Here is a 20546-nt window from a genome sequence, read left to right on the forward strand (position 1 = left end):
TTCAGGGCTGGGTTTGCAGACCCTTCAGCAGTGCCTGGTGGAAGCGTTCCGGAGCCTGTATCTGCGGGGTATGGCCAAGGTCGGGGAATTCCACCAGGGTCGCCTGGGGAATCCGTCGGGCGGCGTCCTTGCCCAGTTGCGCGTAGTTGCCCAGCCTGGCTTTCAGTTCCGCCGGCGCGGCGTCCTTGCCGATGGCGGTGTTGTCTTTCTCGCCGATCAGCAGCAGGGTCGGCATCTGCAACCGGCCCAGTTCGTAGACTACCGGCTGGGTGAAGATCATGTCGTAGGTCAGCGCCGAGTTCCAGGCCACCGACTCGCGCCCCTTGCCGCGATACATGCCGGCCTGCATCTGTACCCAGCGATCGAACTCGGGGCGCCATTCGCCGGCGTAGTAGGTGGCTTGCTGGTATTGGCGAATGCCTTCGGCGCTGGTCTGCAAGTCGCGCCTGTACCAGTCGTCGACGCTGCGCCAGGGCACGCCCAGGGCCTTCCAGTCCTCCAGGCCGATGGGGTTGACCAGCACCAGTCGTTCGACCTGCCGCGGGTAGAGCAGGGCGTAGCGGGTAGCGAGCATGCCGCCCATGGAGTGGCCGATCACGCTGGCCCGGGAGACGCCGAGCCGTTCCAGCAGGGCGTGGGTGTTGGCTGCCAGTTGCTGGAAGCTGTACTGGTAATGGGCCGGCTTGCTCGACTTGCAGAAGCCGACCTGGTCGACGGCGATCACCCGGTAGCCGGCGTCGGCGAGCACGTCGATGGTGCGCTCCCAGGTCCCGGCGCAGAAATTCTTGCCGTGCATGAGCAGGATGGTGCGGCCGTTGGCTTTCTTCGGCGCGACGTCGAGGTAGGCCATGCTCAGCGGCTGGCCCTGGGAGGTGAAGTCCAGATAATGCACCGGATAGGCGTAGTCGAAGCCTTCCAGGCGTTCGCCGTAGACCGGCGCCTGGCTGGCCAGCGCCGGCCCGCAGGCGAGGGCGAGACAGAGACTGAGGCGGGGTAGGGACATGCGATCGCTCCTGTGTGGGTCTGCTGGAGGATGCACGTCAGGGCGCGAGCTGGCCAGTCCTGGCCGGTTGCCTACAGTTGCTTCAGATACTTCACCACGTCTGCCGCGCCAGCCGCCCGCAGACCTTCGCCGAGGGCATCGGCGCGTTCGTCGTTGCGGGGCAGCAACAGGCACTCCGGGGTTTCCGGGGTGAACAGGGCGAGTCGCGCATAGGGCAGGCCGGTATCCAGCAGCAGGCTCATGAAGGTCGGCTCGGACCAGGCCTGGGTCGGAATCCGCAGCATGTGGTAGCGCTGTTCCAGTTCGTCCAGCGCGCCGGGCTCCAGTTCGTAGCGTTCCAGGTGTGCCGGCAGCTTCAGTTCCAGTTCGCGGCGGCGGGCGTAGACGATCGCCGCGGCGAAGGCGCAGGCCTGACGTTCGCCCGCCCAGAACAGGCGCTCGCCGTGCCAGGCGGCCTGGCGCAGGCGGATGCTGTCGCCGTTGGTGAAACGCGGCAGGGCCAGGCTCAGGGCCTTGACGAAATCCTTGTAGCTGATGATCCGTACGCCCCGGCAGACCTCGGCCGTGGCCAGGTCTTCCAGGCGTGGGCAAGGTGTCTGGACGAGGATCTCGCGGCTGCATACGCCTTCGATGGTCTTCAGGTCGACCGACTCCAGGGTGGAGTGACTGACCCGCACCAGGCGCTTGAGGACCGCGTGGGCTTCCGCCTTGTCTTCCTGGACCGGGCCGGACAGCGCGCCGCGCGGCAGATCGACCAGGGTGTGCAGGGGCGGTCCGGCCTGCCACCAGACGCTCGGCTCCGGCCGTCGCAATGGCTGGAACGGCAGCTCGAGGGCGGCCGCCCGTTCGCGCAGCTCCCGGCCATCGCTTCGCGCGGCACCCAGGCGCAGGCGGTTGGCGAGTGCGGAAAGGCGACCGGTGAAGGTGCTGTTGCTACGCGAGTTGGAACTCATGATCGACGGAGGGCTCCTCGGGCTCGGCGACCGACGCGGAAAGGGGCGGGAGGGGACGGCGACGGTCCGTCCATTGAAGCACAGGTTCGGGCGTGACATTCAACCGCGTGGTTTGTGGCAAGCTGTCGTGGTTCATTCAAGCGGGGGGCTCCATGCCCAGTCTCATCATGGATATCGCCCTGTCCGGCGAACGCCTGCAGGCCATCTACGGCGGCAGGGCCAATCGGGTCCTGCTGCGCAGCCGCGACGGTCGCCGGGTGAACCTGCCGGCCCATCACCTGCGTCCGTTCATCGGCCACGATGGCGTGCATGGCACGTTCCGCCTCGATTTCAGCGAGGATGGTCGCCTGCTGGCGCTGCAACGCCTCGCCTGAGCGGGCGCTCGGCGGCTATAATCGGCACCCTTCATTCTGCCGACCGATACCCGACCATGTACACCCTGGCCCGCCAGCTGCTGTTCAAACTGTCCCCGGAAACCTCCCACGAACTGTCCATCGACCTGATCGGGGCCGGCGGTCGCCTGGGCCTGAACCGCCTGCTGACGCCCGAGCCGGCCAGCCTGCCGGTCTCTGTGCTGGGCCTGGAGTTTCCCAATCCGGTGGGGCTGGCCGCGGGCCTGGACAAGAACGGCGACGCCATCGACGGGTTCGGCCAGCTCGGTTTCGGCTTCATCGAGATCGGCACCGTCACTCCGCGACCGCAGCCGGGCAATCCCAAGCCGCGCCTGTTCCGCCTGCCGCAAGCCAACGCGATCATCAATCGCATGGGCTTCAACAACCACGGCGTCGACCACCTGCTGGCACGGGTGCGCGCGGCGAAGTATCGCGGCGTACTGGGGATCAACATCGGCAAGAACTTCGATACCCCGGTGGAGCGCGCGGTCGACGACTACCTGATCTGCCTGGACAAGGTCTACGCCGACGCCAGTTACGTCACCGTCAACGTCAGCTCGCCGAACACGCCCGGCCTGCGCAGCCTGCAGTTCGGCGATTCGCTCAAGCAACTGCTGGAGGCACTGCGCCAGCGCCAGGAAGCGCTGGCGCTGCGGCATGGCCGGCGGGTACCGCTGGCGATCAAGATCGCCCCGGACATGACCGACGAAGAGACCGCGCTGGTCGCCGCGGCGCTGGTCGAGGCGGGGATGGACGCGGTGATCGCGACCAATACCACTCTCGGCCGCGAAGGTGTGGAAGGCATGCCGCATGGCGACGAGGCGGGTGGCCTGTCCGGCGCGCCGGTGCGGGAGAAGAGCACGCACACGGTGAAGGTGCTGGCCGGCGAGCTGGGCGGACGGCTGCCGATCATCGCCGCCGGCGGTATCACCGAGGGCGCGCACGCGGCGGAGAAGATCGCCGCCGGGGCGAGCCTGGTGCAGATCTATTCGGGTTTCATCTACAAGGGACCGGCGTTGATCCGCGAAGCGGTGGACGCCATCGCCGCATTGCCGCGGCGGAATTGAAAAGGGCCCCTTGCGGAGCCCTTGGGCTTGCGCCCGCCGCCCGGATGGGGCGTGCCTTGGGGAAATCGGTGCTATCCGTGTTGTCGCTTACACGTGCTGGAGTTGATTGAGACGTTGTAAGCCGGCCGTGCCAGTGAGGCCGTCCCAGTTGTCGCCACGGCCCTCGCGCCAGCCGTTGAGCCAGGACTGCCGCGTCGTAGGATGGGTGAACGGACAAAGATCACGAGATTTACCGGTTATGCCGTTCTGATAACCACGCAAGAAGGCTCTTTCCAACGGATCACGCTTAAGTCTTCTCATAGGGTGTTGCCCTCACTTGTTGACTGTTATGTCCCGTTGGCCCCCAGGGGAGGCCTGGCGAAGCTTTCGCCGAAAGGGGTCGTTGCCGGCGTGACGACCCTCGCCCGACACCGTTGCGGTGGCGGATTAACTGGAGTTCTAACCAAAGCGTTCAGGCGTGTGAATGACCGATTTGTCATAAAGACTTAACGCTTTCGTCGATAGGGCCATATATTGCAGGCTCATGACGCCTGGTTTCCGGCGCTAACGCCGCAGGGTCGCGGGGTTGCGCCTTATAACGATTTGCACCCCCACCAATTGAGATTTCCTCGCATTCCGACGAAGGGTCGCCCAGACTGCGACTCGGGGTCGCAGCGAGCAACGCCGGGAGCGTTCCGGCAATCGAACCACGGCACCTGGTGCCAAAGAAGTGCCCATGAGGGTGCTTCCACTGACAAGGGCTACGGCCCGGGAAGGCGATATGGCTGATGTTTACGAATTGTTTCTGACCTGCCCGAAAGGCCTGGAAAGCCTGCTCCTCGAAGAGGCGCAGGGGCTCGGCCTGGACGAGGCGCGCGCCCAGGTGTCGGCGGTGCGCGGGCAGGGCAGCCTGGAGGTGGCCTATCGCCTCTGCCTGTGGTCGCGCCTGGCCAACCGGGTCTTGCTGGTGCTGGCGCGATTCCCGGTGGAGAACGCCGAGTCCATGTACATGGCGGTCCACGCGGTGAACTGGGAAGACCACCTGGACGCCGGCGGCACGCTGGCGGTGGAGTTCAGCGGCAAGGGCTCGGGCATCGACAACACCCATTTCGGGGCGCTGAAGGTCAAGGATGCGATCGTCGACAACCTGCGCGAGCGCTCCGGCCGACGCCCGTCGGTGGACAAGGTCAATCCGGACGTGCGCGTCCACCTGCACCTCGACCGCGGCCAGGCGACCCTTTCCCTGGACCTCTCCGGGCATAGCCTGCACCAGCGCGGCTATCGTCTGCAGCAGGGCGCCGCGCCGCTGAAGGAGAACCTGGCGGCGGCGGTGTTGATCCGTGCCGGCTGGCCGAAGATCGCCGCCGAGGGCGGTGCCCTGGCCGACCCGATGTGCGGCGTCGGCACCTTCCTGGTCGAGGCGGCGCTGATGGCTGCCGATATCGCGCCGAACCTCAGGCGCGAGCGCTGGGGCTTCAGCAATTGGCTGGGGCACGTGCCGGCGCTGTGGCGCAAGCTCCACGAGGAAGCCCAGCAGCGCGCGGCGGCCGGCCTGGCCAGGCCGCCGTTGTGGATTCGCGGCTACGAGGCCGATCCGCGCCTGATCCAGCCGGCGCGCAACAATATCGAGCGTGCCGGAGTGGCCGACTGGGTGAAGATCTACCAGGGCGAACTGGCGACTTTCGAGCCGCGCCCGGACAAGGGCCAGACCGGCCTGGTGATCTGCAACCCGCCCTATGGCGAGCGCCTCGGCGACGAAGCCAGCCTGCTGTATCTCTACCAGAACCTCGGCGAGCGCCTGCGCCAGAGCTGCATCGGCTGGAGCGCCGGGGTGTTCACCGGGGCGCCGGAACTGGGCAAGCGCATGGGTATCCGCAGCCATAAGCAATACGCGTTCTGGAACGGCGCGCTGGCCTGCAAGCTGCTGATGATCCAGGTCGAGCCGCGCCAGTTCGTCACCGGCGAGCGTGGCGAACGCAACGACGAAGGCCTGGCGCGGGCGCCGAGCGAGCCGGCACGGCTGAGCGAGGGCGGGCAGATGTTCGCCAATCGCCTGCAGAAGAACCTCCGGCAACTGGGCAAATGGGCGCGCCGCGACAAGATCGAGTGCTATCGCCTGTATGACGCCGACATGCCGGAGTATGCCCTGGCGGTGGATATCTACGGCGATTGGGTTCACGTCCAGGAGTACGCCGCGCCCAAGTCGATCGATCCGGCAAAAGCCCAGGCGCGCCTGTTCGACGCCCTGGCGGCGATTCCGCAGACCCTGGGCGTTGCCCAGGAGCGGGTGGTGGTCAAGCGCCGCGAGCGCCAGGCCGGCAAGAAGCAGTACGAACGGCAGAGCAGCGAGGGCAAGTTCCTCGAGGTGGGCGAGGGCGATGTGCGCCTGCTGGTGAACCTGACCGATTACCTGGATACCGGGCTGTTCCTCGATCACCGGCCGATGCGCCTGCGCATCCAGAAGGAGGCGGCCGGCAAGCGCTTCCTCAACCTGTTCTGCTATACCGCCACGGCCACCGTACATGCGGCCAGGGGCGGCGCGCGCAGCACCACCAGCGTCGACCTGTCGAAGACCTACCTGGACTGGGCGCGGCGCAACCTGTCGCTCAACGGCTTTTCCGACAAGCAGCGCCTGGTGCACGGCGACGTGATGGAGTGGTTGCGGGAAGACGATGGCCAGTACGAACTGATCTTCATCGACCCGCCGACCTTCTCCAACTCCAAGCGCATGGAAGGCGTATTCGACGTGCAGCGCGACCACGTCGAACTGCTCGACCTGGCCATGGCGCGGCTGGCGCCGGGCGGGGTGCTGTATTTCTCCAACAACTTCCGCAAGTTCGAACTGGACGAGAGCGTGCAGGCCCGCTATGCGGTCGAAGAGATCACTGGCGAAACCCTCGATCCGGATTTCGCGCGTAATCCGAAGATCCATCGGGCCTGGAGAATCACCGTTCGCTGAGGCGAGCGGCATTCATGCAAAAGGCCGCCGGCGGGCAACCGCTGGCGGCCTTTTTTTTCGTACTGCGCCTTATTTCCGCGCGTGCAGGCTCAGCAGTACCTGGTCGAGGATCGCCGAAGCGCCCCACGGCCGCGGGCTGTTGAGGATCGCCACCACCACCCAGTTGTGGCCGCTGGCGTCGCGGCTGAAGCCGGCGAGGGCGCGCACGGTGTTGAGGGTGCCGGTCTTCACGTGCGCCTCGCCGACCAGTGCGGTGCGCCGCAGGCGTTTGCGCATGGTGCCGTCGAGGCCGGCCAGCGGCAGCGAGGAGATGTACTCCGCTGCATAGGGGCTGTGCCAGGCGGCTTGCAGCATCGCCGCCATCTCACGGGCGCTGACCCGTTCCTGGCGCGACAGTCCCGAGCCGTTCTCCATCACCAGGCGCGGTGCGGTGATGCCCTTGCGCGCCAGCCACTGCCGCACCACCCGCTGCGCGGCCTGGGCGTCGTCGCCGTCGGCGCTGTTGCGGAACTGCGCGCCGATGGAGAGGAACAACTGCCGGGCCATGGTGTTGTTACTGTATTTGTTGATGTCGCGGATGATCTCGACCAGGTCTGGCGAGAAGGCCTTGGCGATCAGCGTGGCGTTGCGCGGTACGCTGCCCTGGCGGTCCTTGCCGAGGATGCTGCCGCCCAGTTCCTGCCAGATGCCGCGCACCGCGCCGGCGGTGTAGCCCGGGTGGTCGAGCAGCGACATGTAGGTCTGCGCGCTACAGCCCTGGGGAATCTGTCCGGTGGCCAGCAGGGTGGTGCCGTCGAACTGGGTCACCGGGCTGAAGCGCAGCTTCGGCCAGGCCGGGCAGGTGGCCGGCGCGGTCATCTTCACCTGGTTGTCGATGCGTACGTTGGCCAGCGGCGGGTCCATCTGCACGTTGACCTTGTTGCCGTCGGTGCGCACCACCATGCGCACGCTCTTCAGGTTGACCAGCAGCGAGTCCGGACCGACCAGGAACGGCTTGGTGTCGTCGCCGCCGTCGTCGTTGAATACCGGCAACTGCGGGATGTTGAAGTAGCTGCGGTCGAGTACCAGGTCACCGGTGACCTTGGTCACGCCATTGGCGCGCAGGTCGCGCATCAGCAGCCAGAGCTTCTCCATGTTCAGTTTCGGATCGCCGCCGCCCTTGAGGTAGAGGTTGCCGTTGAGCACTCCGTTCTTGAGCTGGCCGTCGGTGTAGAACTCGGTCTTCCACTGGTAGGTCGGGCCGAGCATTTCCAGGGCGGCATAGGTGGTGAACAGCTTCATGGTCGAGGCCGGGTTCACCGATACGTCGGCGTTGTAGTAGGTGGGGTTGCCCGGGCCGTCGAGCGGAATCAGCACCAGCGACAGATCGTTGCCGGTCAGCTTGTTGGTCTGCAGGGCTTTCTGCACGTTGGCCGGCAGGGTGGCGTTGACCTGGGCGAGGGTGGGAAGGGCGAAAGGCAGGAGCGTGGCGAAGGCAAGAGTACGCAGCGACTTGAACATTAATGAAGAACCCTTGAAGACGGAGGGTAGAAAATGAAATGAAGATGAAAAACGAAGCGAACCTGAAAAAAGAGACGGGCATCACGCGAAGAGGCCGTCTTGCTCATTATGCCGCAAGGCGGATAACGATGCGCTGGAGTTTCGCGGAGTTCGCCGTCATATCGCCGAATGGTCGGAACTGGTAGAGTGCGCCGGCAATCCGGCCGCGCCGCGCGGAGCTTGCCGGGGTTCGCCCGCGGCTCCAGCGGCGTCGGCTACTGTCTGTAATGCGAGGCTCCGCCAATGGAGCGTCAATCCAGGAGATGCCGCCATGGCTACTAATCGTTCCCGCCGCCTGCGCAAGAAATTGTGCGTCGATGAATTCCAGGAGCTGGGTTTCGAATTGAACTTCCACTACAAGGAAGGCGTGGATGCCGATGCGGTGAACGCTTTCATGTTGCGCTTCATCGATCAGGCGATCGAAGCCAACGAACTGACCTATGGCGGCTGCGACGAATTCGGTTTCGTCTGCCTGGCGCGCCGTGGCTCGGTCAATGAAGAGCAGCGGGCCCTGATCGAGGCCTGGTTGAAGCAGCAACCGGAACTGGCCAGCGTCGAGGTCGGCGCGTTGGTCGACGCCTGGTACCCGGAACAGCCTGTCCTGTCGAAGCTCTAAGCGATAGCGCCGCCATCCCGCCCGAGGATGGCGGTCGCGTCTTCCCTCCCTTTCAATCCTGCTCCGGCGCTATCTGGCCCGGCGCCCGTCGTGCTTCCCTTTGCCCTGCCGAAGGCATGTCGGCGGCTTGTGGCCGTACATGCGGATAGCATTACTCCGAAGCCCCTGACGAACTATTCAACTCGCTCTGGCAGATAACGAGCCGGGAGAGCGCGTATATATGCGGGTGTTTTTCATGCAGATAACCAGGCCAATTGCTTGGCAATATACGAGGTTTTGAATTCGCCGTAAGAAATAAATTAAGTTTCCGTGAGAATATTCCTTAAAGTATATGAGTTGCCATCGAATATCTCGACAATATGGCTCCCGTCTATATCTTGCTCAGGAGAATTTTTTCTGAATTTTTATTGGCAAGGAAATCAGACAATGAGCCGTATCCTGATAGTCGACGATCATCCCGTGATTCGCATGGCCATGAAGATGTTGCTGGAAGCCGAAGGGCACCAGATCGTCGGCGATACCGATAATGGCGTGGATGCCATCAGCCTCGGGCGGGAGCTGAAGCCGGACCTGGTCATCCTCGATATCGGCATTCCCAGGCTGGACGGCCTCGAGGTCATCAGCCGCCTGATGGTGCTGGCGTTGCCCCTGAAGATCCTCGTCCTGACCGGCCAGAGCGCCTCGCTCTTCGCCCTGCGCAGCATGCAGGCGGGCGCCGCCGGGTTCGTCTGCAAGCAGGGCGGACTGGCCGAACTGGTGACGGCGGTGAATGCGGTCGCCTCGGGATACAGTTACTTTCCCAGCTCGGCCATGCGTCCTGTGCAACAGGGCGCCTATTCCGACGATGTGGAATTGCTCGGACGCCTGTCCGATCGCGAAGTATCGGTATTGCAATACCTCAGCCAGGGTTATTCGAACAAGCAGATATCCGAGCAGATGTTTATCAGCAACAAGACCGTCAGCACTTACAAGGCGCGCTTGTTGTTGAAGTTGAACGCCGGCTCGCTGGTGGATCTCATCGAGTTCGCCAAACGCAATACGCTTATCTAAGGGCCGGAACCGAATGAAGTTCCAGAAACGCAGTGCGTGCATGCTCGGCCTGCTTCTCATATTCGCCTGCATGGCGGGATATGCCGTTCCGGCGAGGGCGACGGCTGGCGAATATGCTTCCATGCTCCGGATTCCCGCTCCGGATCGTCCGGGGGACGCCGATGTGGTCGACGAAGCGCCGCTACACCAGGCTGCCGACGGGCTGCGCTCGCCATCCCCTTCCAGCCTGGTGCTCGGCCTGCTGGTGGCCTGCCTGGTCTGCGTCGGATGCCTGGGCTGGAATACCGTCCTGCAGCTCAGGCTCAGGCGCTGGCAACGTACCGAAGCCGACCTGAGCGGCCGCCTGGCATTGAAGCAGGCGCTGGTCGACGGGATTCCCTACCCGGTGAGCATCCGCACGCTCGACGGTCGCCTGCTGGCCTGCAACCGCAATTACCTGGAAAGCCTGCGGATGACCCGTGAGCAGGCCCGCGGCACCCTGTTGACCGATTCCGACTGGGTCGAGGGCAGCAAGGCACGGCTCATGCACCAGCAGTGCCTGGCGGTGGCTCGGGGAGGAACGGCGAGCTTCACCGACATGGCGGTGCGCATCGGCGGGCAATTGCTGGAGATCCACCATTGGGTCACGCCCTACAGGGATCGCCAGGGCCGGGTGCTCGGCCTGATGAACGGCTGGATCGACATCACCGAACGGGAGCGCCTGGCCCGCCAGTTGCGCGAGGCGATGCGCCAGGCGGACGAGGCGAATCGGGCGAAGAGCGTCTTCCTGGCGACCATGAGCCACGAGATCCGTACGCCGATGAATGCGGTCATCGGCATCCTCGAACTGGTCCTGCAGCGCCTGGCGCCGGAGCAGCGCGAACGCGCCTCGCTGGAGGTCGCCTACGAGGCTGCGGGGTCGCTGCAACTGCTCATCGGCGACATCCTCGACGTCGCCAAGATCGAGTCCGGCCACCTGACCCTCACGCCCGAGCGGGTTCGCCTGCGCCATGTCGTGGAGTCGGTGCGCCGCATGTTCGAAGGCCTGGCCCGGCAGAAAGGCCTGAGGCTCGTTGTGGAGCTGGACGATGCCCCGGGACGGGACGTGCTGATCGATCCCCTGCGCTTCAAGCAGGTGCTCTCCAACCTGGTGAGCAATGCGATCAAGTTCACCGAGCGGGGACAGGTGACGATCCGTCTCCAGGAAAGGAGCCTGGACGAGGGGAGGGCGATCGTCCGGGTGGACGTGGAGGATTCCGGTATCGGTATCGCTCCGGCGGACCAGGCGCGCCTGTTCCAGCCTTTCATCCAGGTGGCCAAGGGACGCACGGTGCAGGGCGGGACCGGCCTTGGGCTGGCGATCTGTCGGAAGTTGGTGGACCTCATGGGCGGCGATGTCGAGATGCACAGCGAGCCGGGCAAAGGCACCCGGGTGTCGCTCGACCTGCTCTTGCGCCAGTGCGGGCCGAAAATGCCTGAATCCAGCCAGGACCCGCTGGCAGCATCCATGGAGCCGTCTCGCCGCCTGCATATCCTCATCGCCGACGACTATCCGCCCAACCGGGTACTGCTGCGCCAGCAACTGGAATTTCTCGGCCACCGGGTGGCGGAAGCGGAGGATGGCCAGGTGGCGCTGGAACTCTGGGCCGACGAGCGCTTCGAGGTGCTGATCAGCGACTGCAACATGCCGCGCCTGAACGGCTATCAGTTGGCACGCAGGATACGCATCCAGGAACGGTGCGAGCGGCGCGCGCCGATCCTGATCCTCGGCTATACCGCCGACGCCGAGCCGGACGAGGTACAGCGCTGTCGCGACGCGGGCATGGATGATTGCCTGTTCAAGCCGCTCGGCCTGGAGACCCTGCGCAACTACCTCGCGACCTCTTTCGGCCGCGACGCCGCGCAGCCCCGGGGGCTCTATGACGCGGACGCTCTCAGCAGCCTCGGCGGCGGCCGCCCGGAACGGCTGCGCGAACTGCTGGAGACCCTGCTAGGCAGCAACCGTCAGGACCTCCAGCGCCTTGCCATCCTCCTGCGCGAGGGCGACAGGGCCAGGCTCGCCGAGCATGCCCACCGCATCAAGGGCGCCGCGCGGATGATCGGGGCGCGTACCCTGCTGGAGGCCTGCGAGGCCCTGGAGGACGCCTGCCGGCGAGGTAGCGACGGGGAGTGCCTGCAGGCGCCTGGCGAAAGACTCCGGCTGGCCCTGGAGGCGTTGCAGGAGGAACTCCAGGAGCAGTTGGCGGCCGCTGCGGTATGAGCCCTTCCGTTCAGGAGGGGCTCGAGCGTCCGGTCATTTCCCGGGCCATTTCCGTGGCGTAGCTGTCGGTCATGCCGGCAATGAAATCGATCACCTGGAGAAAGGCGCGGTACAGCGGCCACTGCGGGTCGGGCGCGTTGCGTCCGAGCAGGTCGAGGATGCGCCGGTTCTTGAACGACGGCGTATGCCCGCCGTATTGCTCCAGCGCGGCGCCACAGAAGGCGTTGAGGAGGATCTCCAGAGTGGTGTAGGCGCCGATCTCGTGGAGGGTCTTGCGCTTGTCCTGGAAGATCTTTTCCCGCGCGATGGCCTTGGCCCGCTGCACGCAGAGCTTGGCCGGGCCGTGCATGTGTTCCACCAGGTCGCCGGCAAGCTGCCCGGCGAGCAGGGCCTGCTGCTGGTCGACGAAGGCACGGGCGGCGGCATTGGTCAGGTGCTCGATGGCCTTGCCGCGGAGGATCGCCAGCTTGCGCCGGCGGGAGTCCCTGGGGCCGAGTTGGCGATAGGTGTCGGGCAGGTCGTCGCCGACCAGGCCGAGCAACAGCGCCTCGACCTCGCTGTATTCGAGCAGCTCCATTTCCAGGCCGTCTTCGAGGTCGATCAGGCCGTAGCAGATGTCGTCCGCCGCTTCCATCAGGTAGACCAGCGGATGGCGAGCCCAGCGCTCGTCGTCGAGTTGCGGCATGCCGAGCTTATGGGTGATCTGCTCGAGCAGCGGCAGTTCGCTCTGGTAGCAGCCGAACTTGTGCTTCTTGTAGCCCAGCGCTTCGGCGTGGCGCGAGGTCCAGGGGTACTTCAGGTAGGTACCCAGGGTGGCGTAGGTCAACCGCGTGCCGCCGTCGAACTGGTGGTATTCCAGTTGGGTGAGGACCCGGAAGCCCTGGGCGTTGCCTTCGAAGTGGAGAAAGTCGGAACGCTCGGCGTCGCTCATCTCGTCCAGCCAGCCACGTCCGGCGGCTTGCTGGAACCAGTTGCGGATCGCGTCTTCGCCGGAGTGCCCGAACGGTGGGTTGCCGATGTCGTGGGCCAGGCAGGCCGACTGGACGATGACCCCGAGGTCGCTGGGGTCGCACCACTCGGGTAGTTCCTCGCGGAGGATCTCGCCGACCCGCATGCCCAGCGAGCGGCCGACGCAGGCGACTTCCAGGGAGTGGGTCAGGCGGGTGTGGATGTGATCGTTGCTGGAGACCGGATGGACCTGGGTCTTGCGTCCGAGGCGGCGAAACGCGCCGGAGAAGATGATCCGGTCATGGTCCTTGTGGAAGGCGCTGCGGCCCAGTTCATCGTTGCTGTGTACCGGCTTTCCGAGCCGTTCGCGGGTGAGCAGGGTCTGCCAGTCCATCGGGAATTCCAGGGATGCGCTGAGGCGATGCGGACACGCTAACGGTTTGCCTCGGCAAGCTCAATCGTCGCGTTGGGGAAACGGAGGGCGCCGACCGTTGCCGGTCGGCGCATCCTTCAACGGCCTTTCCGCGTGCGCAGGCCGAGCAACAGCGGGGCCAGGGCGACGCCCAGGCGCAGCAGACGCTGCCAGCGTCCGCCCTTGCCAAGCAGTACGCCCAGCAGTGCGGCTCCGCCGGCGCCCCAGAGCGCCGCATTGCCACCGCCGAACAGTTGCTGGCTGAGGTTGTGGCCCAGCCCCTGGGCCTGGCGGAAGGGTTGCACCAGCAGTTGGCTTTCGCGGCGCAATTGCTGGCGCTGCATTTCCAGGCGCAGGCGGATCACCGCCTTGCGCAATTCGCGACGCGACAGGCCGGTCGCGTTCACCGGTAGTTGGCTCATGCGCGTTTCCTTGTCATGGCAGCAGTCGCTCGCGGTCGTTGGCCAGTTCTTCCAGGGTGGCGCTGAACGGCGAGCTTTCGTCGTTGATCGACTGGTACAGGCGCCAGCCGCAGAACAGCGAGCCGATCACGTAGAACAGGCACAACCCGAGCGCCGCTGCGAGCCGGTTGGTGTCCCAGAACACGATCAGCACCAGCAGCGACAGGCCGACCAGCAGGAGCAGGGCGAATACCAGGGCCAGCCCGGCGAACAGCAGCAGGCGCAGGGTGTTGGCCTTCTGTTCCTGCAGCTCGATGCCGAACAGCTCGACGTGACCGTGCAACAGGCCGAGGAAGGCGGCGCCGAAGCGCCGCAGGGAGGGGCGGCCGTCCGCCGGGTCCTTTCCTTCGCTCATGGCTCAGCGCCGGCTGACCAACAGGCCAAGCAGGAAGCCGACGCCGGCGGCGATGCCGATGCTCTGCCAGGGGTGTTCGCCGACGTACACCTCGGTGGCGTCTACCGCGGCCTGGCTGCGTTCGCGGACGTTGTCCTTCAGCGAGTCCTTGGTGTCGCGCAAGGTATCGCGAGCGCGCTTGAGGCTGTCGTGGATCTTGCCGCGGATTTCTTCCGCCTGGTCGCCCGCCACGTCGGCGGTGCTTTGCAGGAGTTTCTCGGTATCGGCGACCAGTGCCTGGAATTCAGCCAACAGTTCATCCTTTGCAGCGTTTGCAGTGGTCTTGCGGGGCATGACGAGCTCCTCTGGTCATGGGGTGTGTTTTTTTCGAGCCGAGCGCGGGGCGGAAGGTTCAACCGATGGGTAATTTCCGCGCGTTGCCGGTCGCTCCCGGCGCTCCTTTCATTAAAGACTGCCACAGCGTGCCTGTCGGCGCGGCTGCGGCGAGATGACGCCCATCCGGCTGCCTCGCAACGGGGCGCGAACTGGTATGGCGCTTGCAATTCCCTGGTGCGCACGTCGGCCGGAATGCCCCTTGCGAGGGCGCCAGGCGCTCCCGGAGGGTACTTCGGGATGAACGTCCAACCCAATGAAAATCAAGGAAAGTCCGGGAGCTTTCCGTGCTGCCTCAGGCACCTTGCGAAACGTCCGCCGAAGAAAAGCGGCGGTTCGCACGACGACTACTGCTTCGTCATGGTGCGTTGAAGGGTGGGCGTGGGCGTTTCTGGTGCTTTCTCTCTACGCGCGAAGGCTGCCTCAATCCATGGATAACCTGAATAGTGCGGTGCAAGTCCTGATCCACGGCTCCAATACCCTGTTCATCCTGCTCGGAGCGGTGATGGTGCTGGCGATGCACGCCGGCTTCGCCTTCCTCGAGGTGGGCACCGTGCGCCTGAAGAACCAGGTCAACGCCTTGTCGAAGATCCTGTCCGACTTCGCCATCTCGGCGCTGGCCTATTTCTTCGTCGGCTACTGGATCGCCTACGGCGTGACCTTCTTCCACCCGGCAGCGGCGCTGACCGTGGACAGTGGCTATGCGCTGGTGAAGTTCTTCTTCCTGCTGACCTTCGCCGCGGCAATCCCGGCGATCATCTCCGGCGGCATCGCCGAGCGTGCCCGGTTCGGCCCGCAGTTGTGCGCCACGGCGCTGATCGTGGCCTTCGTGTACCCGTTCTTCGAAGGCTTGGTGTGGAACGGCAATTTCGGCTTGCAGGAATGGCTGAAGTTGGAGTTCGGCGCACCTTTCCACGATTTCGCCGGCTCCGTGGTGGTGCATGCGCTGGGCGGCTGGCTGGCATTGGCGGCGGTGCTATTGCTGGGCAGCCGCAACGGCCGCTATCGCGACGGCAAGCTGGTGGCGATGGCGCCGTCGAGCATCCCGTTCCTGGCACTGGGGTCGTGGATCCTGATCATCGGCTGGTTCGGCTTCAACGTGATGAGCGCCCAGACCCTCGCTGGGGTCAGCGGGCTGGTGGCGGTCAACTCCTTGCTGGCGATGGTTGGCGGCACCATGGCGTCGCTGCTGATCGGCCGCAACGACCCGGGTTTCCTGCACAACGGTCCGCTGGCCGGGTTGGTGGCGGTGTGCGCCGGTTCCGACCTGATGCATCCGATCAGCGCGCTGGCTACCGGCCTGGTGGCGGGGGCCCTGTTCGTCTGGGCGTTCACCGCGACCCAGGTGCGCTGGAAGATCGACGACGTCCTCGGTGTCTGGCCGTTGCACGGTCTTTGCGGGGTCTGGGGCGGGATTGCCTGCGGCATCTTTGGCCAGCAGGCATTGGGTGGGCTCGGCGGGGTGAGCCTGGCCAGCCAGGCGCTCGGCAGCCTGCTGGGGGTGACGGTGGCTTTCGCCGGCGGCCTGTTGGTCTATGGGCTGATGAAGGCGCTGCTGGGCATCCGCTTGAGCCAGGAGGAGGAGTACTACGGCGCGGACCTGTCGATCCACAAGATCGGCGCGATCAGCCACGAATGAGGGGGCGGACTTCCTTGGTCCGGCGGGGTATCGGCGGATAACGCCCCAGGCGCTATCCGTCCTGCACGTTGCGAGCGAGGCATCCCGCCATGAAAGAGGCCACCCAAGGGTGGCCTCTTCGTTCTGCCGCGGGGCTCTGGGGAGGGGCGGATGGCCGTAGCGCGGCTATCCGCGGGGCCTGCCGTTACCAGAGCGGCAGCGTGTAGCTGACGATCAGGCGATTTTCGTCGTAGTCGTTGGTGTAGTTGGTGCGCATGGTCGCGTTGCGCCACTTCACCCCGAGGTTCTTCAACGGGCCGCTCTGGAACACGTAGGCGATGTCCATGTCGCGTTCCCATTCCTTGCCTTCGCCCGAGGTGGTCAGCAGGTCGATGTTGTCGCCCTTGACGTAGCGGGTCATGAAGGTCAGGCCGGGAATGCCGACGCCGGCGAAGTTGTAGTCGTAGCGCGCCTGCCAGGATTTCTCGTCCTTGTTGGCGAAGTCGCCGATCTGGATGAAGTTCACCAGGTAGGGGTCGGCGCCGTTGATGTAGGCGAAGCCGGTGTCGCCGCTCATCTTCTGGTAGCCGACGCCGAAGGCGTGGTAGCCGAGGCTGTAGGTGAACATGGCGTTGAGCGCCTTGTTGTCGACGTTGCTGGAGCCGTCGTCGGTGGAGCGCGCCCAGCGGATGTCGGATTTCAGCGACTGCTTGTCGGCGATCGGCAGGGTGTGCACCAGGCCGAGGTAATGCTGCTTGTAGAAGTTGTCGAGCTTGCCGTAGTGGTAGCTGGTGCTGAGGTTGTCGGTCCACTTGTAGCTGCCGCCGGCGAAGTCGAACTTGTCCGAAGTCAGCCCGGAACGGACCACGATGTTGCGCTTGCCGCCACCGGTGATGGTCATGTCCTCGTTGTCCGAGGAGTCGCGCTGGTTGACCTTCTTCAGGCGCCCGGCGTCGAGGCTCAGGCCGTCGATCTCCATGGAGTTCAGCGCGCCGCCCTGGAAGGTCTGTGGCAGCAGACGGCTGTCGTTGGGCATGATCACCGGCAGCTTGGGGGTCAGGGTGCCGATCTTCAGGGTGCTCTTCGACGCCCGCAGCTTGGCGGTGATCCCTGCCTCGCCATAGTCGTCCTGGGCGCGGCCGGTCTCGCGGTCGCGCTTGAGCAGGCCGGTGCCGCTGCGGTCGGGGCTGGAGTCGAGCTTCACCCCGAGCAGGCCGATGGCGTCGACGCCGAAACCGATGGTGCCCTCGGTGTAGCCGGACTCGTAGCGCAGGAGGAAGCCCTGGGCCCATTCCTCGGCCTTGGACTGGCTGGCGCCTTCCTGGCGGAAATCACGGTTGAAGTAGAAGTTGCGGAGTTCGATGCTGGCCTTGCTGTCCTTGATGAACTCGGCATGGGCCAGGGTTGGGACGGTAATGCTGGAACCCAGCGCGGCAAAAGCCACGGCACGGGCGATCGGGGTCATGCTCATTGTTATTGTCTCCTCGAGCGCTTGGGGCAGGCCGATGGCGGCGGCGTGACGCCACGTCGGCCTGTGACAGCCCGGTTACTTAAGCACTACAGGAAGACGGCCACTGTTAGACATTAGTCGAGGGTGGCCGCGAATTGGCACGAACCCTGTCTAGGACGGGCTTTCCCGCTATTCCAGCCAGTGCGGGAAGTAGCCCAGGGCGGCCTGGACCCGCGCATCGTGCGCCGGAATCACGCTCAGGCGCGGGTCGCTGCGGAGCAGCAGGCGGATCTTCGCCAGTTGCGCGAGGGTGCGCGCGGGATCGCGATCGACCAGGGCGCGGCCGGCGAAGAATTTCTGCCGCGGGCCTTCGACGCCTTCGAGTCGCCAACTGGTGTCGCCGCTGAAGAACAGCCGGCGCCCGCTGTCGAGGGTGACGAACAGACCGACCGAGCCGGGCGTATGGCCGGGCAGGGGGACCAGCACCAGGCGGCCGTCGCCAAACAGGTCGAGGCTTTCGTCGAAGCCCATGAACGGCTGCGGATCGAAGCTGTAAGGTCGCCAGCGCACGCCATGGCGGAATTGGCTGGGGAAGGCGGCCGGCGGGGTGGCGATGCGGCTGAAGGCGATCTCCTCGTAGGGTGCCCAGACCGGTACTTCGGGGAAGTCGACCAGGCCCGAGGCGTGATCCCAGTGTGCGTGGGACAGCAGGATGCGATCGACGCGGATACCGGCTGCGTCCAGTTGGTCGCGCGCCGGGACGACTTTCTGGTAAGCGAACAGCGGCGCCGCCCACCAGGGCATGTCGGCGCGGAACTGGGCGTCGATGTCGCGCCCCAGGCCAGTGTCGAAGAGCAGGGTGGCGGCATGGTGCTCGATCAGCACCGCGGTATGGCTGAGCGGCACCCGGCGCACCCAGGAGCCGCCGTCGACGGTGAGCGCATCGAGGGTTTCCACTCCCGAGGTGCGCAACAGGGCGACTCGCATTTCCGCCGCCTGCACCGGCAGGACGAGGAGGGCGATCAACAACGAGGCAAGGCGATACAGGAAAGGCATCAAGATTCACCGGCAGGAAGAAAAGGGGATGGCTGGGGCTCGCCGAATGCCAGCGGCAGGCGGCCGCGCCGCCAGCGCCAGCCTGCGGGGCGCAACGCCAGCAGGCGCTCGGCGCCGGCGGGCCAGGGGATGGATGGCTGCGAACCCGGCCAGAACAGCTCGGCCTCGGCGTGCAGGTGCAGCAGGTCGCCGTTGTCGAAATCGATGAACAGGAGGCCGCAGCGAGGCTCCTGGAGCAGGTTGCCGAGGGTATTGAACAGGCGGTTGCCGGCGTAGTCGGGCAACCACAGGCGGCCATCCGCGCCGAGCCGGAGAAAGCCCGGCGGCCCGCCCCGATGGGAGACGTCGACGCCGCCCCTGAGTGGGTCGGCATGCTGGCTGGCGATGAACAGCGTATCGCTGCGCGAGACCAGCGACAGCCAGCGCGGATCGAGTCCTTCGCCCTGCAACGCGGGACTTGCGACCCTGGAGACGGGCTGATGGCTGCGCGCCTGGATGTACTTGGGACAGTTGCCGAAGGACTGCTCGACGCCGACCGTGAAACCCTTTCCGTCCCGCGCCAGGACCCGTCCATTCATGCGGTTGCGGCGGCGGGTCGGCCATTCCAGGCCGAGGATGCCGAGGCGGGTGCCGGCCTCGAGATTGGCCGCCAGCGGATCGTCCGCTTGCGGCAGGCTGTCGATGCGCAGGCGGGTCGGTTCCGGCGAACGGGCGAAGCCGGGGGGGCCCCAGAGCACCGAGGCGCTGGGGTAGCCGTCGGCGTCGAGGCTGCCCACCAGCAACAGCGGTAGCAGGGCGAAGAACTCCCGATGCTGGTCCGGCATGAAGGTGCGGATCGCGCGGCTGCCGAAGCCGGCGACCTGCTCGCGAACGCCGGCGCGTTCCTGGATCGCCAGTTCGCCGGCGTGGAAGGGGCTCTGTTCCTGGCTCATGCTGCCTCCTGTCGAGCTACAGGCCGGGCATCGGGATGTAGCCGGGCAGCGCGCGGATGCGGGCGATCCAGGCGTTCAGCGCCGGGTAGTGGTCCAGCGCCAGGCCGCCCTCGGGGGCCAGGGCCAGGTAGGGGTAGAGGGCCACGTCGGCGATGCTCGGCTGTTCGCCCTGGGCCAGCCAGCGATGCTCGGCCAGGTGCCGCTCGACCAGGCGCAGCACTTCCAGGCCTCGCTGGTGGGTCTGCTCGCGATCCAGCGGCAGGTCGAAGCGGGCGATCAGCCGGGCGCTGGCCGGACCGTTCTGCACCTCGTTGGCCGAATAGCTGAGCCAGTAGGCGATTCGGCCCTGGCTGACGGGGTCGAGCGGATACCACACGGGATCGGCATGGTGTCGCGCCAGATAGACGAGGATGGCATGGGAGTCGCCCAGTTGCAGCTCGCCGTCTTCCAGCACCGGGATCTGCCCGCGGGGATTCATGCGGAGGAAGGCTTGGGTCTTGTGCTCGCGGTTGAGGAAATCGACCGGCCGCAGCGTCGCCTCGCGGCCGATGAGGGAGAGGAACAGGCGGACCTTGTAGGCGTTGCCGGAGAGATCCAGGTCATGGAGTTTCATCTGAGGGTTCCAGGCGGGTATTGGTGTCTGGATATTAGACAGACAGGTCTGTATATTTCAAGGCACGCGTTCGCCTTTTTCCGTCGGTATTCGTCCGGGGAGCGACGCAGAGCGGTTCAAGGGGGCGGCAGGGTCGCGCATAATGGGCCGCTCAGGAGGCTTTCCATGACATCCCGCAAACGCGAGCAACTGCTCAGCACCGCCGTCGACCTGTTCTATCGCGAGGGTTACCACGCCACCGGCATCGACCGCATCCTGGCCGAATCCGGCGTGGCGAAGATGACGCTGTACAAACACTTTCGCTCGAAGGACGAACTGATCATGGCCGCCCTGGAGGTGCGTCGGCAGCGCACCGCCGAACGCATGCTCGAAGCCGAGGCACGGTTGCAGCCGCGCGCGGCGATCCTGGCGGTGTTCGATGGTCTGCAGGAGTTCCTCCAGGACGAGGCGTTCCGTGGCTGTGCCTTCATCCATGCCGCCGCCGAGTTCCATGAGCGCTCGCATCCGATCCATCGCCAGGCGGCCGAGCAAA

At 65.6% G+C, this 20546-nt stretch carries 20 protein-coding genes; 8 read left to right on the plus strand and 12 right to left on the minus strand.

Going from position 1 to position 20546, the window contains the following annotated elements; genetic code table 11:
• Position 1 precedes the first annotated feature (1 nt).
• Both HMPREF2914_RS24810 and HMPREF2914_RS24815 read right to left on the minus strand, forming a co-directional pair.
• On the minus strand, positions 2-1003 hold the full coding sequence (locus HMPREF2914_RS24810; RefSeq protein ID WP_023091576.1) for an alpha/beta fold hydrolase: 1002 nt from the start codon (positions 1001-1003) through the stop codon (positions 2-4).
• A 71-nt stretch (positions 1004-1074) separates the two neighbouring features.
• Positions 1075-1956 carry a DUF6685 family protein gene (locus tag HMPREF2914_RS24815; RefSeq protein ID WP_003109612.1) on the minus strand — a complete coding sequence of 294 codons (882 nt, stop codon included), beginning with the start codon at positions 1954-1956 and terminating at the stop codon, positions 1075-1077.
• Between the two features lie 152 nt (positions 1957-2108).
• On the opposite strand from HMPREF2914_RS24815, the gene HMPREF2914_RS24820 reads away from it, so the two are divergent.
• Together HMPREF2914_RS24820 and HMPREF2914_RS24825 are read left to right on the plus strand one after the other, a co-directional pair.
• Positions 2109-2330, plus strand: coding sequence for a DUF2835 domain-containing protein (locus HMPREF2914_RS24820; protein WP_003103227.1), 222 nt, complete (start codon positions 2109-2111; stop codon positions 2328-2330).
• A gap of 56 nt (positions 2331-2386) precedes the next feature.
• Positions 2387-3415 (plus strand): quinone-dependent dihydroorotate dehydrogenase, encoded by a 1029-nt coding sequence (locus HMPREF2914_RS24825; protein WP_023091577.1) that lies wholly within the window; start codon positions 2387-2389, stop codon positions 3413-3415.
• A gap of 87 nt (positions 3416-3502) precedes the next feature.
• On the opposite strand, the gene rmf is transcribed toward HMPREF2914_RS24825, so the two are convergent.
• Complete coding sequence (gene rmf, locus HMPREF2914_RS24830) at positions 3503-3715, minus strand: ribosome modulation factor (protein ID WP_003103238.1); 213 nt, start codon at positions 3713-3715, stop codon at positions 3503-3505.
• A 460-nt stretch (positions 3716-4175) separates the two neighbouring features.
• Here rmf and rlmKL point away from each other — a divergent pair, with 460 nt between their 5' ends.
• Entirely contained in the window at positions 4176-6353 is a 2178-nt protein-coding gene (gene rlmKL, locus HMPREF2914_RS24835; RefSeq protein ID WP_003116467.1) for a bifunctional 23S rRNA (guanine(2069)-N(7))-methyltransferase RlmK/23S rRNA (guanine(2445)-N(2))-methyltransferase RlmL, read from the plus strand.
• Between the two features lie 69 nt (positions 6354-6422).
• Here rlmKL and dacB read toward each other — a convergent pair whose 3' ends face one another.
• The gene (dacB, locus tag HMPREF2914_RS24840; protein WP_003091272.1) at positions 6423-7853 is read right to left on the minus strand and encodes a D-alanyl-D-alanine carboxypeptidase/D-alanyl-D-alanine endopeptidase; all 1431 of its coding nucleotides are present in this window, start codon (positions 7851-7853) and stop codon (positions 6423-6425) included.
• A gap of 310 nt (positions 7854-8163) precedes the next feature.
• Between dacB and HMPREF2914_RS24845 the strand changes: the two genes are divergently transcribed.
• The 3 genes from HMPREF2914_RS24845 (at position 8164) to HMPREF2914_RS24855 (ending at position 11797) form a co-directional block, all read left to right on the plus strand.
• Positions 8164-8508 (plus strand): YggL 50S ribosome-binding family protein, encoded by a 345-nt coding sequence (locus HMPREF2914_RS24845; protein ID WP_023091578.1) that lies wholly within the window; start codon positions 8164-8166, stop codon positions 8506-8508.
• Between the two features lie 426 nt (positions 8509-8934).
• Positions 8935-9558, plus strand: coding sequence for a response regulator transcription factor (locus HMPREF2914_RS24850; RefSeq protein ID WP_003091268.1), 624 nt, complete (start codon positions 8935-8937; stop codon positions 9556-9558).
• Positions 9559-9571: 13 nt separating this feature from the next.
• Positions 9572-11797 carry an ATP-binding protein gene (locus tag HMPREF2914_RS24855; protein WP_023091579.1) on the plus strand — a complete coding sequence of 742 codons (2226 nt, stop codon included), beginning with the start codon at positions 9572-9574 and terminating at the stop codon, positions 11795-11797.
• Positions 11798-11807: 10 nt separating this feature from the next.
• On the opposite strand, the gene HMPREF2914_RS24860 is transcribed toward HMPREF2914_RS24855, so the two are convergent.
• The 4 genes from HMPREF2914_RS24860 to HMPREF2914_RS24875 all read right to left on the minus strand — a co-directional run bounded on the left by HMPREF2914_RS24860 (position 11808) and on the right by HMPREF2914_RS24875 (position 14306).
• A complete protein-coding gene (locus HMPREF2914_RS24860) occupies positions 11808-13139 on the minus strand; it encodes a deoxyguanosinetriphosphate triphosphohydrolase (protein WP_003091265.1) in 1332 nt (443 codons plus the stop codon).
• A 116-nt stretch (positions 13140-13255) separates the two neighbouring features.
• Entirely contained in the window at positions 13256-13579 is a 324-nt protein-coding gene (locus HMPREF2914_RS24865) for a hypothetical protein (protein WP_003130654.1), read from the minus strand.
• 13 nt (positions 13580-13592) lie between these two features.
• Positions 13593-13973 (minus strand): phage holin family protein, encoded by a 381-nt coding sequence (locus tag HMPREF2914_RS24870; RefSeq protein WP_003091263.1) that lies wholly within the window; start codon positions 13971-13973, stop codon positions 13593-13595.
• A gap of 3 nt (positions 13974-13976) precedes the next feature.
• A complete protein-coding gene (locus HMPREF2914_RS24875; RefSeq protein ID WP_003091262.1) occupies positions 13977-14306 on the minus strand; it encodes an ElaB/YgaM/YqjD family protein in 330 nt (109 codons plus the stop codon).
• Between the two features lie 469 nt (positions 14307-14775).
• On the opposite strand from HMPREF2914_RS24875, the gene HMPREF2914_RS24880 reads away from it, so the two are divergent.
• The gene (locus HMPREF2914_RS24880; protein ID WP_023091580.1) at positions 14776-15984 is read left to right on the plus strand and encodes an ammonium transporter; all 1209 of its coding nucleotides are present in this window, start codon (positions 14776-14778) and stop codon (positions 15982-15984) included.
• A 184-nt stretch (positions 15985-16168) separates the two neighbouring features.
• Here HMPREF2914_RS24880 and opdQ read toward each other — a convergent pair whose 3' ends face one another.
• The 4 genes from opdQ to HMPREF2914_RS24900 form a co-directional block, all read right to left on the minus strand.
• Positions 16169-17434, minus strand: a complete 1266-nt coding sequence (gene opdQ, locus HMPREF2914_RS24885; protein WP_023091581.1) for a porin OpdQ — start codon at positions 17432-17434, stop codon at positions 16169-16171.
• A 168-nt stretch (positions 17435-17602) separates the two neighbouring features.
• Positions 17603-18469, minus strand: a complete 867-nt coding sequence (locus HMPREF2914_RS24890; RefSeq protein WP_003109616.1) for an MBL fold metallo-hydrolase — start codon at positions 18467-18469, stop codon at positions 17603-17605.
• A complete protein-coding gene (locus HMPREF2914_RS24895) occupies positions 18469-19401 on the minus strand; it encodes a pyridoxamine 5'-phosphate oxidase family protein (RefSeq protein ID WP_016263268.1) in 933 nt (310 codons plus the stop codon). Before HMPREF2914_RS24895 ends, HMPREF2914_RS24890 begins: the two co-directional genes overlap by 1 nt.
• A 16-nt stretch (positions 19402-19417) precedes the next feature.
• Positions 19418-20014, minus strand: a complete 597-nt coding sequence (locus tag HMPREF2914_RS24900) for a glutathione S-transferase family protein (RefSeq protein ID WP_023091582.1) — start codon at positions 20012-20014, stop codon at positions 19418-19420.
• A 165-nt stretch (positions 20015-20179) separates the two neighbouring features.
• On the opposite strand from HMPREF2914_RS24900, the gene HMPREF2914_RS24905 reads away from it, so the two are divergent.
• On the plus strand, positions 20180-20546 hold a 367-nt coding region (locus tag HMPREF2914_RS24905; RefSeq protein ID WP_070702867.1), incomplete at its 3' end, for a TetR/AcrR family transcriptional regulator.

The sequence above is a fragment of the Pseudomonas sp. HMSC067G02 genome, from assembly GCF_001813485.1.
Classification (GTDB): Bacteria; Pseudomonadota; Gammaproteobacteria; order Pseudomonadales; family Pseudomonadaceae; genus Pseudomonas; species Pseudomonas aeruginosa.

What these genes read in the sequence shown, in the direction of transcription:
- HMPREF2914_RS24820 (WP_003103227.1), top strand. Translation starts at nt 2,109, where the DNA reads ATGCCCAGTCTCATCATGGATATCGCCCTGTCCGGCGAACGCCTGCAG.
- dacB (WP_003091272.1), bottom strand. Translation starts at nt 7,853, where the DNA reads ATGTTCAAGTCGCTGCGTACTCTTGCCTTCGCCACGCTCCTGCCTTTC.
- HMPREF2914_RS24860 (WP_003091265.1), bottom strand. Translation starts at nt 13,139, where the DNA reads ATGGACTGGCAGACCCTGCTCACCCGCGAACGGCTCGGAAAGCCGGTA.
- HMPREF2914_RS24895 (WP_016263268.1), bottom strand. Translation starts at nt 19,401, where the DNA reads ATGAGCCAGGAACAGAGCCCCTTCCACGCCGGCGAACTGGCGATCCAG.
- HMPREF2914_RS24855 (WP_023091579.1), top strand. Translation starts at nt 9,572, where the DNA reads ATGAAGTTCCAGAAACGCAGTGCGTGCATGCTCGGCCTGCTTCTCATA.
- HMPREF2914_RS24900 (WP_023091582.1), bottom strand. Translation starts at nt 20,014, where the DNA reads ATGAAACTCCATGACCTGGATCTCTCCGGCAACGCCTACAAGGTCCGC.
- HMPREF2914_RS24845 (WP_023091578.1), top strand. Translation starts at nt 8,164, where the DNA reads ATGGCTACTAATCGTTCCCGCCGCCTGCGCAAGAAATTGTGCGTCGAT.
- HMPREF2914_RS24825 (WP_023091577.1), top strand. Translation starts at nt 2,387, where the DNA reads ATGTACACCCTGGCCCGCCAGCTGCTGTTCAAACTGTCCCCGGAAACC.
- rmf (WP_003103238.1), bottom strand. Translation starts at nt 3,715, where the DNA reads ATGAGAAGACTTAAGCGTGATCCGTTGGAAAGAGCCTTCTTGCGTGGT.
- opdQ (WP_023091581.1), bottom strand. Translation starts at nt 17,434, where the DNA reads ATGAGCATGACCCCGATCGCCCGTGCCGTGGCTTTTGCCGCGCTGGGT.
- HMPREF2914_RS24870 (WP_003091263.1), bottom strand. Translation starts at nt 13,973, where the DNA reads ATGAGCGAAGGAAAGGACCCGGCGGACGGCCGCCCCTCCCTGCGGCGC.
- HMPREF2914_RS24875 (WP_003091262.1), bottom strand. Translation starts at nt 14,306, where the DNA reads ATGCCCCGCAAGACCACTGCAAACGCTGCAAAGGATGAACTGTTGGCT.
- HMPREF2914_RS24815 (WP_003109612.1), bottom strand. Translation starts at nt 1,956, where the DNA reads ATGAGTTCCAACTCGCGTAGCAACAGCACCTTCACCGGTCGCCTTTCC.
- HMPREF2914_RS24850 (WP_003091268.1), top strand. Translation starts at nt 8,935, where the DNA reads ATGAGCCGTATCCTGATAGTCGACGATCATCCCGTGATTCGCATGGCC.
- HMPREF2914_RS24890 (WP_003109616.1), bottom strand. Translation starts at nt 18,469, where the DNA reads ATGCCTTTCCTGTATCGCCTTGCCTCGTTGTTGATCGCCCTCCTCGTC.
- HMPREF2914_RS24880 (WP_023091580.1), top strand. Translation starts at nt 14,776, where the DNA reads ATGGATAACCTGAATAGTGCGGTGCAAGTCCTGATCCACGGCTCCAAT.
- HMPREF2914_RS24810 (WP_023091576.1), bottom strand. Translation starts at nt 1,003, where the DNA reads ATGTCCCTACCCCGCCTCAGTCTCTGTCTCGCCCTCGCCTGCGGGCCG.
- HMPREF2914_RS24865 (WP_003130654.1), bottom strand. Translation starts at nt 13,579, where the DNA reads ATGAGCCAACTACCGGTGAACGCGACCGGCCTGTCGCGTCGCGAATTG.
- rlmKL (WP_003116467.1), top strand. Translation starts at nt 4,176, where the DNA reads ATGGCTGATGTTTACGAATTGTTTCTGACCTGCCCGAAAGGCCTGGAA.